The sequence below is a fragment of the Mycolicibacterium aurum genome, assembly GCF_900637195.1.
Taxonomy (GTDB): Bacteria; Actinomycetota; Actinomycetes; order Mycobacteriales; family Mycobacteriaceae; genus Mycobacterium; species Mycobacterium aurum.
In genome coordinates, this window is the sequence record NZ_LR134356.1 from 2,020,754 (window position 1) to 2,035,285 (window position 14,532).

The following is a 14,532-nucleotide window of genomic DNA, read 5'->3' on the forward strand; positions in this document are numbered from 1 at the left end:
CATGAAGACGTTCGTGGCGTCCCGGGTCGGCGCGATGGTGCTCATCCTGATCGCGCTGACCGGTGTGATGTTCCTGCTGCAGAACATCTCTCCGCTGGACCCGGTCAAGTCGCAGCTGGGTGCGCAGGCCTCCCAGGAGGCCGTCGCGGCGCGGCGCGAGGCGCTCGGACTCAACGAGCCCGTCCTGGTGCAGTTCTGGAACTACCTCACCGGCGCCGTCACCGGGGATCTGGGCACCTCCTACCGGACCCGGCACCCGGTGCTGTCCGATCTCGGCGACTTTCTGCCCGCCACAATGGAGCTCGCCCTGTACGGGATCGCGATCGCGCTGCTGCTCGCTGTCCTGCTGGCGTTCAGTACCACGCTCAAATGGCGCGGCTCGGGCGTGCTGCGCGCCGTGCTGTTCACCGGTTCGTCGGCGCCGATGTTCCTGCTCGGGATCCTCGGGTTGCTGGTGTTCTACAAGATGATGGGCTGGGTGCCGGCCAACGGCCGCATCGCACTGCCCAACCCGCCGGACGGGCCCACCGGGTTGCTGACCGTCGACGGGCTGATCCACGGCCGGTTCGACGTCGTGGCCGACGCGCTGCACCACCTGATCCTGCCCGCACTTGTCATCGCGCTCGGTCCTGCCGTCGGAATCGGTAGGGTGCTGCGCAGCAGCCTGCTCGGCGACATCGACAGCGACTACGCGAGAACCGCTCGCGCCAAGGGCTTGTCCGAATCCCAGATCATGAGGCGGCATGTGCTGCGCAACTCGGTGGGCGCGGCGCTGTCGATGACCGGTCTGCAGATCGGGTTGATGTTCTCCGGCGTGCTGGTGGTCGAGCAGGTGTTCGGATGGCCCGGCATCGGCCAGTACATCGCGCAGAGCATCCCGGTGGCCGATTTCCCGGCCATCGCCGGTGTCACGCTGATGCTCGGCGCCCTCTACGTCGTCATCAATACAGCTGTCGACCTGCTCCAGGTCGCCGCAGATCCGCGTATCGCACTCACAGGAGGCTAGGTGCCGAAACAACCGCTCATCGTGGGCAATCCCGTGCTCGTCGTCGTCGACATCCAGGAAGGCGGCGGGATGTCCGCCGACGACGCCGGCATCCCGGTGATGCCCGGCCACGTCGAGCGCGTCGGCCGCGCGCAGCGGCTGGTCGCGGCAGCCAGGGAGGCCCGCATACCCGTGGTGTTCTTCCAGGAGGTGCACCGCCCCAGCGGGATCGATTTCGGACGCGAACTCGACGGCACCGAGGGTGTGCACTGTGTGGACGGAGGTCCCGGCACCGACCTCGAGCCCACGTTGAGGCCGAACCTGGACGGTCCCAACCACGAGTTCCACATCGTCAAGCGCCGCTACTCCGGTTTCATCGGAACGGATTTCGAGATCGTGCTGTCGGGACTCAAGGCGTCGACCCTGATCCTGATCGGCGGTCTGACCGACGTCTGTGTGCACTACACCTTCGCCGACGCGCACCAGCGCGACTTCTACGTCCGGGTGGTCAGCGACTGCGTGGGCGGCTCGTCGCAGTACCGCCACGACGCCGCGCTCGATGCCATGGAGTACCTGCAGACCGGCGCCCTGCGCACCACCGATGAGATCCTCGCCGCTTTCGCCGAACTCGGCGCGACCCGCATCCTCGAAGGAGCCACCCGATGATCAAATTCCGAGTCCTGGCCGCGGTCGCCGCCGTTGCGGCGCTGACGCTCAGCGCCTGTGGTGGCTCCGATTCGGGGAACAGCACGCCGAACGCCGCACCGACCGACAGAGTGCTGCACCTGTCGTTTCTGCAGGATCCCGGGCAGCCGCCGGACCCGGACATCTTCTATGCGGGACAGGGCCTGCTGCTGACCACCAACACCTACGAAGGTCTGCTGCAGTACAAGGCGGGCACCGACAAGCCGGAACTGGAGCCGCTGCTGGCGACCGAGTGGACAGCCTCGCCCGACAACAGGGTGTTCACGTTCAAGCTCCGCGAGGGCGTCACCTTCCACGACGGCACACCGTTCACCTCTGCCGCGGTGAAGGCGTCGTTCGACCGCAGACTCGCCGTCGACCAGGGCCCGGCCTACATGGTCAAAGACGTGGAATCGGTGACCACCCAGGGTGATTACGATGTGACCATCACGCTGAAGGCGCCCAACTCGGCGTTCCTCGACTACCTCGCGTGCCCGTACGGTCCCCGCATGCTCAGCCCGGAAGGCCTGACGAAGAACGCGGGCTCCGACAACGCCCAGTCCTATCTCACCAATCACGACCTGGGCACGGGACCGTACGTCCTGACCGCGGCTGAGGTGGGCTCACGCTACTCGCTGGAGGCCTATCCCGAGTACTGGGGCACCAAGCCGTATTTCGAGAAGGTCGAGATCCCGGTCATCACCGATGTCTCGGCCCAGCAGTTGCAGTTCGACAACGGGCAACTGGCAGCGATCCTGCACGACCTGCCCTCGTCGGCGGTGCAGTCCTACCTCGACAACGATGCGTACGCCCATTACTCGCTGCCGACCATGATGTCGAACTACCTCTACGTCAACCCGCACAAAGGCATGCTGACCGACGTGAACAACCGGAAAGCGCTGCTGCAGGCGGTCAACGTCGACGAGTTGGTCAAGCAGACGTACTTCGGTCGCGGCGAGATCGCCGGACAGCTGTATCCGGCGAACATGATCGCCGACGACCTCGCCACGCAGAGCCTGACGCACGACCCCTCGGTGCTGTCCGGCATCGCCGGCGGGTTGCCCGCAGACCAGAAGGCGGTCACCATCGGCTACGACTCCAGCAATCCCGACAACCAGTTGATCAGCAATCTGATTCAGACACAGCTGGCCGCGGCGGGGTTGACCGCGCAGGTGCAGAGCTACCCGACCTCGCAGATCTACGAGTGGATCGGCGGCGACGGGATGGCGGCACCTGAGGTGTTGACGCTGCTCGCGTGGCCGGACGCCCCGTCGCCCTATACCTGGGGCCACATTTCCTGGGATCCCGACGGAGGACTGAACTACCTGGGGTGCTCGGCACCGCCGATCACCGCCGCGCTGACGCGTGGCCTGGAAACCGGTGACGCTCAGGCCTTCTCGGAGGCCGCAGCGGCCGCCGCCGATACCGGATGCTGGCTGAACGTGGCCAACGTCAACGATTTCGTGGTCGCCCAGCCATGGCTCAAGGGCGTGGAGGAGGCGCACACGGTGACCAACCCGAACTCGCTGCGGCTGGCGGCGCTGTCGGTCGGCTGATGGCCACCCTGAGCCGTAGGAGCGGGGTCCGGCGCATCGTCCTGCTGACGCTGGGCTGGGAGGACCTGCCGAAGGCCGTGTCGGTGTACGGGTCGCCGCCGGAGGAACGGTTCCGGTGCCCCGTGCCCGGTGTCCTGCTGCAAACCGACGGTGGGTGGGTGCTTCTGGACACCGGGTTCAACACCGCCCTGATCCGCGACCCCTACCTCCACCGGCGGTACTTCCCGACCGTCGAGTACCAGCCGGTGTTGCCGGGGCCGGGTGAACCGCTGGAGGAATCGCTGTCGGCCATCGGGGTCGACGTCGACGACATCCGGCTCGTCGGGTTGTCGCACCTGCACGTCGACCATGCCGGCGGGCTGAAGCTGTTCGCAGGCAAGGTGCCCGTGCACGCCCAGCGGCGTGAGCTCGAATTCGGCCTGTCCCAGTATCCGGAACCGGAGCGGCACGCCATCTTTCGAGTGGATTTCGACGACCCCCGTATCGACTGGCAGCTGGCCGACGGGGAAGCCGATATCGCGCCGGGAATCTCGGCCGTGCCCACATACGGCCACACGCCGGGGCATCAGAGTTTCGTCGTCGAACTCGACGAGTCGGTGGTCGGTGACGGGGAGGCCGGCGGCTACGTGTTCGCCTTCGACGCCGCGGATCTGACGGAGAACATCGAGCACGAGCGAGCCATCGGAGGTTTCGTCAATGTCGAGCCCGAGGAGACGATCGAGCCGATCCGCAGGCTCAAGCAACTCGCCGCCGACAAGGGCTACCCGCTGATCCCTGGGCACGACCCGCATGTGTGGCCGGAGATGACGCAGCACTTCCACGACCGGTTCACGGTCAGCGGCTGATGGATCTGGTTCTGCGCGGCGACCGTGTGCTGATCGACGGCGAGGTCAGGCCGGGATCCGTTGCGGTCGACGGCGGAATGATCGTCGCGGTCGGATCGCGCGAGGCCGATTACGGCGGCGTCGACGTGGTGGACATCCCGGCGCCCGCGGCGCTGCTACCCGGCTTCGTCGACACCCATGTACACGTCAACGACCCCGGCACGAGCTGGGAGGGGTTCGCCACCGCCACCGCCGCGGCGGCGGCGGCGGGAATCACGACGGTGGTGGACATGCCGCTGGATTCCGACCCGGTGACCACCAGCGTGGAGGCGCTGCGCGTCAAAGAAGCCGCCGCTGCGGGGCACTGCCACGTCGACGTCCGCTACTGGGCCGGCGTCGTGCCGGGAAACGGCGGTGAACTCGCCTCGCTGGCCGAGGCCGGGGTGCTCGGCTTCAAGTGCTTTCTCTCCGAATCCGGCAACCCCAACTTTGCCCATCTGTCGCCCGCGCAGTTCGTCGAGGCCGCGCAGCGGGTCGCCGACCTCGACTCGATCCTGTTGGTACACGCCGAAAGTCACGCTGTGCTCGCCACCACGCCGGGTCCTGCAGGCGGGCGCTACGACACCTTCCTGCAGTCGCGCCCCGACGAGGCCGAGGTGGACGCCGTCACGCTCGCGGTGGACGCTGCGCGCTCGACCGGGGCACGCGTGCACATCGTGCACGTGTCCAGCGCGCAGACGCTGGGGATCATCGCCGAGGCCAAGCGGTCCGGGCTGGCCGTCACGGCAGAGACCTGCCCGCACTATCTGACGTTCACCGCCGAGACCGTGCCCGAAGGTGCCACCGAGTTCGCGGCCTGTCCGCCCATTCGCTCGTCGGCCAACCGGGAACAACTGTGGGCCGGGCTCGCGAACGCAACGATCGACATGGTGGTGTCCGATCATTCCCCGTGCGCGCCGGAACTCAAGGGCGGCAGCGACTTCGGTGTCGCCTTCGGTGGAATCAGTTCCCTGCAGCTCGGTCCGCGAGCGGTGTGGACGCAGTCGCGGGGCCGCGGCTTCGGGCTGTCCGATCTGAGCCGGTGGATGTCGGCCAATCCTGCCGCCATGGCGGGACTCGACGACCGGGGCAGTATCGCCGTGGGCCGGCGCGCCGATCTGTGTGTCTTCGACCCTGACGTCTCCGATGTGGTGCGCGGCGCCGACCTGCTGCACCGGCACGGGCTCACGCCGTACGACGGGACCACGCTGCGTGGTGGCGTCCTGCGGACCTGGGTGGCCGGCCGGTCGGTCTACCACCGAGCGGAGGTCACGGTGTGAAGATTCTCGTACTGAACCCGAACACGTCGGCGACGATGACCGCCGAGGTGGCCGCGGCGGCGCGGGCGGCCGCGCGGCCCGGTACCGAGATCACCTGTCTGCATCCGCGGTTCGGCGCCGAGGCGATCGACTCGGCGGCGGAGAGCTACCTCTCCGCTGTCGGAGTGATGGACATCGTGGCCACGTTGCTCGACGCAGGCACCTTCGCCTTCGACGCCGTGGTACTCGCCGGATTCGGTGAGCACGGCAGGGATGCGCTGGCCGAGATGGTGACGGTGCCGGTGCTCGACATCGCCGAATGCGCGGGGCATGTGGCCTGTCTGCTGGGCAGGAGGTTCTCGGTGGTGACGACGCTGGAGCGGTCCATCGCCCCGATCGAGGACCGGCTGCGGCTGGCCGGTCTCGATGCCCGCTGCGCGTCGGTGCGGGCGTGCGGGCTCGCAACCGCGGACGTCGACGCCGATCCGGGCGGGGCGGTCGCCGCGATCGTCGCCGAGGCTGCTCGCGCGGTCACCGACGACGGCGCCGACGTGATCTGCCTCGGGTGTGCCGGAATGGCCGGCGTCACGGCGGCCATCTCGGCGAAGGTCGGCGTGCCCGCGGTTGACGGCGTCGCCGCGGCTGTCGCCCTGGCGCAGGCCGTCGTCGACCTCGGGCTGCAGACCAGCAAGGCCGGCGTGTATGCGCCGGGGCCCGCCAACCCGCGCAGTCATTGGCCGCTCTCGCGGGCTTTGGGGTTGGGGTCGTGATGCACCCTGCAGGAGTCGATCTCGCATCCCGTGTCCTCGGCGGAAGCGTCGTCGCGGCCAGCGACGAATCGTTCGGGGTCAAGGAGCGCCTCCTCGACCCGACCGAACCCGCATTCGTCCCGGGAACCTTCGACCTGCGCGGGGAAGTCGTCGACGGTTGGGAGACCCGCAGGCACGCCGGGCCGGACGGCGACTGGGTGATCGTGCGGCTGGGTGCGCCGGGACGGATCGACGCCGTCGACGTCGACACCCGGTTCTTCTCCGGGAACCATCCGAGCGCCTGCAGCGTGGCGGCCTGCGTCCTGGACCGCGCCGCCGACCCGACGGCGCCGACGGTCGGCTGGACCTCCCTGGTGGAGCACACCGTGCTCAAGGCCGACGCCCACAACGTCGTGGCGGTCGCCGACCCACGCCGCTGGACCCACCTGCGCCTCCGGCTGGCGTCCGACGGTGGCGTCGCACGGCTGCGGGTGTACGGCCAGGTGATCCCGGACCCCGCGGACTGGGCCGACCTGACCGTGGAGATGTCCGGTGTCGAGCAGGGCGGCCGGGTCGAATGGTGCAGCGACAGCTTCTATTCGGACGCCTGCGCGGTGATCTCGCCGGACCGGCCGCGCAACATGGGCGACGGCTGGGAGACTCGCAGGCGCCGTGACATCGGGCCGGACACGCACGACGCGGTGATCATCTCGTTCGCCGCGGCTGCCGACCTGCTGCGCCTCGAGATCGACACCTCCTACTTCGTGTTCAACTCCTCGGTCGCCGCGTCCGTCCTGGGTAGCCGCTGCCTCCCCGACGGCAAACACGGGTGGGCACTGGTTCCCTTCGACATCCCGGTGCTGCCCAAGACGGTGCTCCTTCCCGACGCCCGGCAGGTGTTCCGGGTGACTGCTGCCGGCATCACCGCGTTGCGGGTGGCGGCCTACCCGGACGGCGGTATCGCCCGGATCCGGGCGATCGGCACCCCGACCGCAGACGGTGCCCGGCAGCTGCGGGACCGGTGGGAGCGGTCCACGTGAGCGCGGTACGGGCCTCGGACTGCGTCGGACTCTGGCGCCGCACCCTGCTCGTCGAGGCGGACGGCTCCCGGGACACCGGAACGGAGGTGACGTGGCTGCAGGGGATCACGGCGTTCGTCGACTCACGCGGCTTTGCGGGCGCACTGCGCGACGACGGCGGCGTGTTCGAGTGGCAGCGCGCTGTCGATCTGCAGGCCCCGAGTCCCCCTGACATCGGTGAGATGCGCTGGGACGAGGGAACTCTCGTCGAGACCGGGATCGGCGCAGACTACGTCGAGCACTGGGTGCGCGACGACGTCGCGCCCGTACCCTGCTGGGCCGTCTTCCTGTCCGGCCCCGAGGGTGCCCCCGGCCTGCTGCTGCGTGTCGGCACCCGGTTCGGGTTCGCCGGTGCCGGACGGGTCGACATCGGCGAGGTCGGCAGCCCTCGCTGGGCCGACATCGAGACAGGGGAGGGCACCGTGCGTGCCGACGACGTGCTCTGGATGGTCAAGCGACGCGAAGGGATGACGAACACATGAGTGGCGCAACATCTTTCACCTCCATTCCGATCGTCGACATCGGCGGTCTGCAGTCGACGGTCGCCGGGGACCGTGACCGGGTTGCCGCCGAGCTGGGTGCGGCAGCACGCGACGTCGGGTTCTTCTACGTCAGCGGGACGGGTATCGACGAGGCGCTGTTCGAGCGGATGCTGGCGGCGACCAGACAGTTCTTCGCGCTGCCGCTGGAGGAGAAGATGCGCAGCTACATCGGCCTGTCGAGGTGTCACCGCGGGTACGTGCCGGTCGGGGAAGAGGGCGTGGAGACCGGCACCCCGGACGTGAAGGAGGCGTTCGACACCGCGCTGGATCTGCCCGACGACGATCCCGACTACCTGGCGGGCAACCCGATGCTCGGCCCCAACACCTGGCCGGAACTCGACGGTTTCGCCGAGGCGGTCACGGCCTACTACGACGCGGTGCTCGCTGTGGGCCATCGACTCCTGCGGGCGTTCGCGGTGGCACTCGGCGAAGATCCCGACGTCTTCTCCCGGCACGCCACCAAGACACCGAGCCAGTTACGGCTGGTGCATTACCCGTACAACCCGGACGCCGCGGATGTTCTCGGGATCGGCGCCCATACCGACTACGAGTGCTTCACGTTGCTCAAGCCGACGGGCCCGGGACTGGAGGTGCTCAACGGTGCCGGTGAGTGGATCGACGTGCCGCCGATGCCCGGGACGTATGTGGTCAACATCGGTGATCTGCTGGAGCTGTGGACCAATGGTGCGTTCGTTGCGACCAGCCACCGGGTGCGCAAGGTGGTCGAGGAGCGCTATTCGTTCCCGTTGTTCTTCAATGTCGACTACGACACCGAGGTCAGACCACTGCCGCAATTCGTGCCCGCCGGCGCCGCAGAGCGGCCTGCGCTTCGGGCGGGGGAGCACCTGTTCGCCCAAACCGCGCAGACCTTCCGGTATCTGCGGGACCGCGTCGACTCGGGGGAGCTGGTATTGCCCGACGGCGCGCTCCAGACAGGGCAGTTCGGCCAGCAGGCCATCCACGGGGCAGGGCAGCAGGTCAGTTGATCGGGGAGTTGACCCAGCGCAGGTCAGCCAGTATCCCGCGCGCCGCGACGATATTGCCCGGCTCGCCGTCGCCGTGCCAGACCTCGTTGTTCACCGCGAACACGCGGTTGTCGCGGTTGGCCGACAACCGCCGCCAGGCGTCGCCGTCCATCACCTTGGGTGCGCGTTCGCGCGCCTCGGCCGTGGCGAAGGACACGTAGACGACGTCGCCCTCGGCGATCGAGAAATCGGGTGAATTGCCCAGATCCTCGTCGGTGATGCCCACCTCGACGTAGGGCTTGTCGGAAAACCGTTGCGCCGCAGGACGATCCACCCCTACGTCGGCGAGCACGCTGCCGGCGAAGTTGTCCACCCCGAAGACCCGCATCGTGGTGTCGGTGAACTGCACCACAGAGGCCTGGAAGTGCGTCGCGTCGTTGTCCTGGCCGGTCTTGGCGGCGGCCCGGTCGAACTCCTCGATCAGCGCGTCGGCGGCTGCCAGCCGTCCGGTCGCGGCCCCGACGGTGCGTAGGTTGTCCTGCCACGCCGTCCCCGGTGCACCACCGAGGACGGTGGGGGCGATGTCGGTCAGCGCAGGAAACTCCGAGGGGGTCAGAGCCACCGACCCGAGAATGAGGTCGGGGGTCGCGGCGCGGATCGCCTCGAGGTCGGGCTCGCTGCGGCTGCCTGCCGCGGGCAGGTCGTGGATGAGGGTGCCGAGGTAGGACGGCTGCGTGTCGGACCCGTCGGTGGTGGCCGCGACCACGATGCGGGACTGCAGCCCCAGCGCGCACAGTGCGTCGAGTTGGTCGACCGACAGCACGGCGATGCGCTGCGGATCCGCGCGCACCAGCGTCATGTCCGGGATCGGCGGCGAGACGCCGTGGCCCACCGCGTTGCGGACCTCACGGTCGGGTGGACCCTCGTCGAGTCGCGCGGGTTCCGGCGCACAGGACTCGTCGGGTCGTCGGTCGTTGCCGAGAACCCCGGCGTTCGCGATGCGGGTGGTGCTGGTCACGAGGGTGCCCTCGCCACCGGTTCCGGTGCCGGATGGCTCGCCCGACGAGCCGCATGCGCCGAGTGCGACGGCGACGACCGTCCCCAGCGCGGCCAGGCCCGCTGACCGGGAGGCCCTGCGGCCCGCCCGGGCTCCGGTGATCAGCACGCGCCGACCGTAACATCCTGGGCTTAGCACCAGGTCAGGGCACGTCGCGGGAATGATCTCGGTGTGACACGGCGCGAAATACGACCGTTTGTAGGACCACCCCGCCTTCGGACAGGTCGGCGAGTTAGGATTCATAGCGAACCGTCGGTCTGCCGGCCGTTCGATCCGGGTAATCCGGTCAGTGACACGGAAGGTTGGAGGACCTGTTGGTAGCCGAAGCGCCCCCAATCGGAGAACTTGAGGCCCGGCGTCCTTTCCCGGCGCGGCTGGGGCCCAAGGGCAATCTGATCTACAAGCTGATCACGACCACCGATCACAAGCTGATCGGCATCATGTACTGCGTCGCCTGCTTCGCCTTCTTCCTCATCGGCGGACTCATGGCGTTGTTCATCCGGACGGAACTGGCCGCCCCGGGCCTGCAGTTCCTGTCCAACGAGCAGTACAACCAGCTGTTCACCATGCACGGCACGGTGATGCTGCTGTTCTATGCCACCCCCATCGTGTTCGGCTTCGCCAACCTGGTGCTGCCGCTGCAGATCGGCGCCCCTGACGTCGCGTTCCCGCGGCTCAACGCCTTCTCGTTCTGGCTGTTCCTGTTCGGCGCACTGATCGCGACGGCCGGCTTCATCACCCCCGGCGGCGCCGCGGACTTCGGCTGGACGGCCTACTCGCCGCTGACCGACGCCATCCACTCACCCGGCGCGGGCGGCGATCTGTGGATCATGGGCCTGGCCGTCGGCGGTCTGGGCACCATCCTCGGCGGCGTCAACATGATCACGACCGTGGTGTGTATGCGCGCCCCCGGTATGACCATGTTCCGGATGCCGATCTTCACCTGGAACATCCTGGTGACGTCCATCCTGGTGCTCCTGGCGTTCCCGCTGCTGACCGCCGCCCTGTTCGGGCTGGCCGCCGACCGACACCTGGGCGCGCACGTCTACGACCCGGCCAACGGCGGTGTGTTGCTGTGGCAGCACCTGTTCTGGTTCTTCGGTCACCCCGAGGTGTACATCATCGCGCTGCCGTTCTTCGGCATCGTCAGTGAGATCTTCCCGGTGTTCAGCCGCAAGCCGATCTTCGGCTACACCACGCTGATCTACGCGACGCTGGGCATCGCCGCGCTGTCGGTCGCGGTGTGGGCGCACCACATGTATGCGACAGGGGCGGTGCTGCTCCCGTTCTTCAGCTTCATGACGTTCCTGATCGCCGTCCCGACGGGCATCAAGTTCTTCAACTGGATCGGCACGATGTGGAAGGGCCAGTTGACGTTCGAGACACCCATGCTGTTCTCGGTCGGGTTCATCGCGACGTTCCTGCTCGGTGGCCTGTCCGGTGTGCTGCTGGCCAGCCCGCCGCTGGACTTCCACGTCACCGACAGCTACTTCGTCATCGCGCACTTCCACTACGTGCTGTTCGGCACCATCGTGTTCGCCACCTACGCGGGCATCTACTTCTGGTTCCCGAAGATGACGGGCCGCCTCCTCGACGAGCGGTTGGGCAAGCTGCACTTCTGGCTGACGTTCATCGGCTTCCACACCACCTTCCTGGTGCAGCACTGGCTCGGCGACGAAGGCATGCCGCGCCGCTACGCCGACTACCTGCCCAGCGACGGGTTCACCACGCTCAACGTCATCTCCACCATCGGTGCGTTCATCCTGGGTCTGTCGACGCTGCCGTTCCTGTGGAACATCTTCAAGAGCTGGCGCTACGGCGAGGTCGTGACCGTCGATGATCCGTGGGGGTACGGCAACTCGCTGGAGTGGGCCACCAGCTGCCCGCCGCCGCGGCACAACTTCACCGAGCTGCCCCGGATCCGTTCGGAGCGTCCGGCGTTCGAGCTGCACTACCCGCACATGGTCGACCGGATGCGCCGCGAGGCGCACGTGGGCCGTGCCCACGGTCCCGAGGACGGCGATGTGACCAGGATCGACGACGTCGAAGTCCGCAGCTGACCCAGCGCACGGGCAGCACTCGGGGGTGAGGGCATCGCAAGGCTTCGCTGTGGGCTCCGCACGTGAGCACTCGTCGCTGCTGATCACCGTCACCGGACGCGACCAACCCGGCGTCACCTCCGCGCTGTTCGAGGTGCTGTCACGGCATTCTGTCGATCTGCTCAACGTCGAACAGGTGGTCATCCGCGGCCGGTTGACGCTGGGAGTCCTGGTGGCCGCGGCCGCCGACGTGGTCGCGGGCGGCAAACTCCATGCCGAGGTGGAGGCCGCCATCCACGGTGTCGGGCTCGAGGTCAGCATCGAGGGCAGCGACGGTCTGCCCGTGATGCAGGTGCCGTCGACCCACACGATCGTGGTGCTGGGGCGGCCGATCTCCGCCGAGGCGTTCGGCGTGGTGGCCCGCGAGGCGGCGGCGCTGCGGGTGAACATCGACTTCATCCGGGGCGTGTCCGACTATCCGGTCACCGGACTGGAGCTGAGGGTGTCGGTACCCCCCGGCGTCTACGGTCAGCTGCAGGCGATGCTCGCTCGGGTCGCGGTCGACGAGGGTGTCGACATCGCGGTCGAGGACTACAGCCTGTCGCGGCGTGCCAAGCGTCTGATCGTGTTCGACGTCGACTCCACGTTGATCCAGGGCGAGGTCATCGAGATGCTGGCCGCGCACGCCGGCGCCGAGGCGGCCGTCGCCGAGGTCACCGAGGCGGCGATGCGCGGCGAGCTCGACTTCGCCGAATCGCTGCACCGCCGCGTGGCCACGCTGGCGGGCCTGCCGGCGGAGGTGGTCGACGAGGTGGCCGATCAGCTTGAGCTCACCCCGGGCGCCCGGACCACCATTCGGACGCTGAGGCGGCTCGGCTACCACTGCGGCGTCGTCTCCGGCGGTTTCCGCCAGGTGATCCAGCCGCTGGCCGACGAGCTGATGCTCGACTACGTCGCGGCCAATCACCTGGAAATCGTGGACGGCAAGCTCACCGGGCGCGTGATCGGACCCGTCATCGACCGGCCGGCGAAGGCGAAGGCACTGCGGGATTTCGCCGCGCAGGTCGGGGTGCCGATGGAGCAGACCGTGGCTGTCGGCGACGGGGCCAACGACATCGACATGCTGTCGGCGGCGGGGCTCGGCGTGGCATTCAACGCCAAGCCCGCACTCCGCGAAGTGGCCGACGCGTCGCTGAACCATCCCTACCTGGACACGGTGCTGTTCATCCTCGGGGTGACCCGCGGCGAGATCGAGGCCGCCGACGCGCTCGACGGCGTGGTGCGCCGGGTGGACATCCCCGACTAGACGACCACCGCGGTGGGCTCCGGTGCGGTCAACCCGGTCACGCTGCGCCAGGCGCGGGCCAGGAGTTCGACGGCCTCGACCAGCTGGTCGTCGGGCAGCGTGTAGGGCACCCGGATGAAGCGCTCCAGCGTGCCGTCCACTCCGAAGCGCGGGCCGGGCGGGATCTCCAGTCCCATCCGCGACGCGGCCGCCGACAGGGCCGAACTCATCGGAACAGGTAACCGCACCCACAGTGACATGCCGCCCTTTCCCGGCGCCGGCCGCCAGTCGGGAAGGTGGGTGGCCAGCAGCGCGAGCAGCAGCGCGCGCCGCGATCTCAAGATGTCGCGTCGCTCCGGCAACACCTCGGACTCGGCGGCCAGAAGACTTGCCGCAGCAAGCTGTTCGACGATCGGCGTTCCCATGTCGATGGCCGGGCGCATGGCGCCGATGGTGGCCAGCGAGCTGCGGTCGGCGCGTATCCAGCCGATCCGCAGGCCACCCCAGAACGACTTCGACATCGATCCGACGGTCAAGACAAGATCCCGGCGCGCCGTCATGGCCGCCGCGAACGGCGGTGGGCACTGCTCGTCGAGCCACATGTCGGTGATCGTCTCGTCGACGATGGTGCGGGTGCGGGTGTCACTGATGATCTGCGCCAAACGTTTTCGGTCGCCCGCCGGCAGCGTCATACCGGTCGGATTCTGGTTGTCCGGGATCAGGTACGCCAGATTGGGTGCCAGTTGACGAATGGTCGCCTCGATCGCATCGAGTTCCCAGCCGTCAGGCGTCATCCCCACGGGGACGGGCCGGACACCGCGGCTGGCCATCGCGGCCAGCGCCCCGTGATATGTCGGTTGTTCGACGAGCACCCGGTCGTCGGGCTGCGTGTAGGTGGCCAGGATCAGGCCGATCGCGTGCAGCGCGCCTGTCGTCACCATGATCTCGTCGGGTTCGGTGGGAAGTCCACGCGCGCAATATCTTTCCGCGATGGCGGTGCGCAGCGGCGGGACGCCGGTCAACTCGATGCCGATGTCGGCGAGATAGGGCGTGACCTGTTCGGCGGCGTCGGCGAACGCCCTGGCCGCCGCGGACGCGGGTGCGGCGAGCGTGGCCGCCGCCAGGTTGGCCGCGGCAGCGGTGCTGCGGATGGGCGCGGGATGGGTGACCGGCAGAGCGGTGGTGCTGCGGGCGCCGCGGCGGGCATTGAGGTAGCCGTCGTCGCGCAGCTGGGTGTACGCGGCGGTGACGGTCGTGCGCGACACCCGCAGTGCCTCGGCCAGCGCGCGCTCGCTGGGCAGGCGCGCACCCACCGGAACGCGGCCGTCGACGATCAGCAGCCGGACGGCGTCGGCCAGGCCATGGTAGGCCGGTCCACTCTGACTGGACGTCCGCCAGTTGCCGAGTTCGCGGGCCAAAAGGTCCACATTGAGCGATCGGGTAGCCAGTGCCTCAGTCATTGGGGCCAG

General features: G+C 68.4%; 13 protein-coding genes. 11 read left to right on the forward strand and 2 right to left on the reverse strand.

The genetic code is table 11. The annotated features are described in order from the left end of the window. Position 1 precedes the first annotated feature (1 nt). The 9 genes from EL337_RS09570 to EL337_RS09610 are packed head-to-tail and all read left to right on the forward strand — an operon-like array spanning position 2 to position 8,703. Positions 2 to 1,006 carry an ABC transporter permease gene (locus EL337_RS09570; RefSeq protein ID WP_048631900.1) on the forward strand — a complete coding sequence of 335 codons (1,005 nt, stop codon included), beginning with the start codon at positions 2 to 4 and terminating at the stop codon, positions 1,004 to 1,006. Beyond that, positions 1,007 to 1,651, forward strand: a complete 645-nt coding sequence (locus tag EL337_RS09575) for a cysteine hydrolase family protein (protein ID WP_048631899.1) — start codon at positions 1,007 to 1,009, stop codon at positions 1,649 to 1,651. Continuing rightward, complete coding sequence (locus EL337_RS09580; protein WP_048631898.1) at positions 1,648 to 3,225, forward strand: ABC transporter substrate-binding protein; 1,578 nt, start codon at positions 1,648 to 1,650, stop codon at positions 3,223 to 3,225. The genes EL337_RS09575 and EL337_RS09580 overlap by 4 nt, the downstream gene beginning before the upstream one ends. Continuing rightward, positions 3,225 to 4,070, forward strand: a complete 846-nt coding sequence (locus tag EL337_RS09585) for an N-acyl homoserine lactonase family protein (protein ID WP_126316550.1) — start codon at positions 3,225 to 3,227, stop codon at positions 4,068 to 4,070. Before EL337_RS09580 ends, EL337_RS09585 begins: the two co-directional genes overlap by 1 nt. Continuing rightward, a complete protein-coding gene (gene allB, locus EL337_RS09590) occupies positions 4,070 to 5,368 on the forward strand; it encodes an allantoinase AllB (RefSeq protein ID WP_048631896.1) in 1,299 nt (432 codons plus the stop codon). The genes EL337_RS09585 and allB overlap by 1 nt, the downstream gene beginning before the upstream one ends. After that, positions 5,365 to 6,117 (forward strand): aspartate/glutamate racemase family protein, encoded by a 753-nt coding sequence (locus EL337_RS09595; protein ID WP_048631895.1) that lies wholly within the window; start codon positions 5,365 to 5,367, stop codon positions 6,115 to 6,117. Before allB ends, EL337_RS09595 begins: the two co-directional genes overlap by 4 nt. Next, complete coding sequence (gene alc, locus EL337_RS09600; RefSeq protein WP_048631894.1) at positions 6,117 to 7,136, forward strand: allantoicase; 1,020 nt, start codon at positions 6,117 to 6,119, stop codon at positions 7,134 to 7,136. The genes EL337_RS09595 and alc overlap by 1 nt, the downstream gene beginning before the upstream one ends. Next, positions 7,133 to 7,657, forward strand: coding sequence for a hypothetical protein (locus EL337_RS09605; protein ID WP_048632126.1), 525 nt, complete (start codon positions 7,133 to 7,135; stop codon positions 7,655 to 7,657). Before alc ends, EL337_RS09605 begins: the two co-directional genes overlap by 4 nt. Next, entirely contained in the window at positions 7,654 to 8,703 is a 1,050-nt protein-coding gene (locus EL337_RS09610; protein ID WP_048631893.1) for an isopenicillin N synthase family dioxygenase, read from the forward strand. Before EL337_RS09605 ends, EL337_RS09610 begins: the two co-directional genes overlap by 4 nt. Here the strand turns inward: EL337_RS09610 and EL337_RS09615 are convergent. Further along, complete coding sequence (locus EL337_RS09615) at positions 8,696 to 9,847, reverse strand: iron-siderophore ABC transporter substrate-binding protein (protein WP_232786772.1); 1,152 nt, start codon at positions 9,845 to 9,847, stop codon at positions 8,696 to 8,698. The genes EL337_RS09610 and EL337_RS09615 overlap by 8 nt on opposite strands. A 206-nt stretch (positions 9,848 to 10,053) precedes the next feature. Between EL337_RS09615 and ctaD the strand changes: the two genes are divergently transcribed. After that, positions 10,054 to 11,799 carry an aa3-type cytochrome oxidase subunit I gene (ctaD, locus tag EL337_RS09620; RefSeq protein WP_126316731.1) on the forward strand — a complete coding sequence of 582 codons (1,746 nt, stop codon included), beginning with the start codon at positions 10,054 to 10,056 and terminating at the stop codon, positions 11,797 to 11,799. Positions 11,800 to 11,848: 49 nt separating this feature from the next. Further along, positions 11,849 to 13,084 (forward strand): phosphoserine phosphatase SerB, encoded by a 1,236-nt coding sequence (gene serB, locus EL337_RS09625; RefSeq protein ID WP_048630935.1) that lies wholly within the window; start codon positions 11,849 to 11,851, stop codon positions 13,082 to 13,084. Here serB and yczR read toward each other — a convergent pair. Further along, positions 13,081 to 14,523: a MocR-like transcription factor YczR gene (yczR, locus tag EL337_RS09630; RefSeq protein ID WP_048630654.1), complete on the reverse strand. Its 1,443-nt coding sequence runs from the start codon at positions 14,521 to 14,523 to the stop codon at positions 13,081 to 13,083. The two genes, serB and yczR, sit on opposite strands and share 4 nt — an antisense overlap. Positions 14,524 to 14,532: the final 9 nt, after the last annotated feature.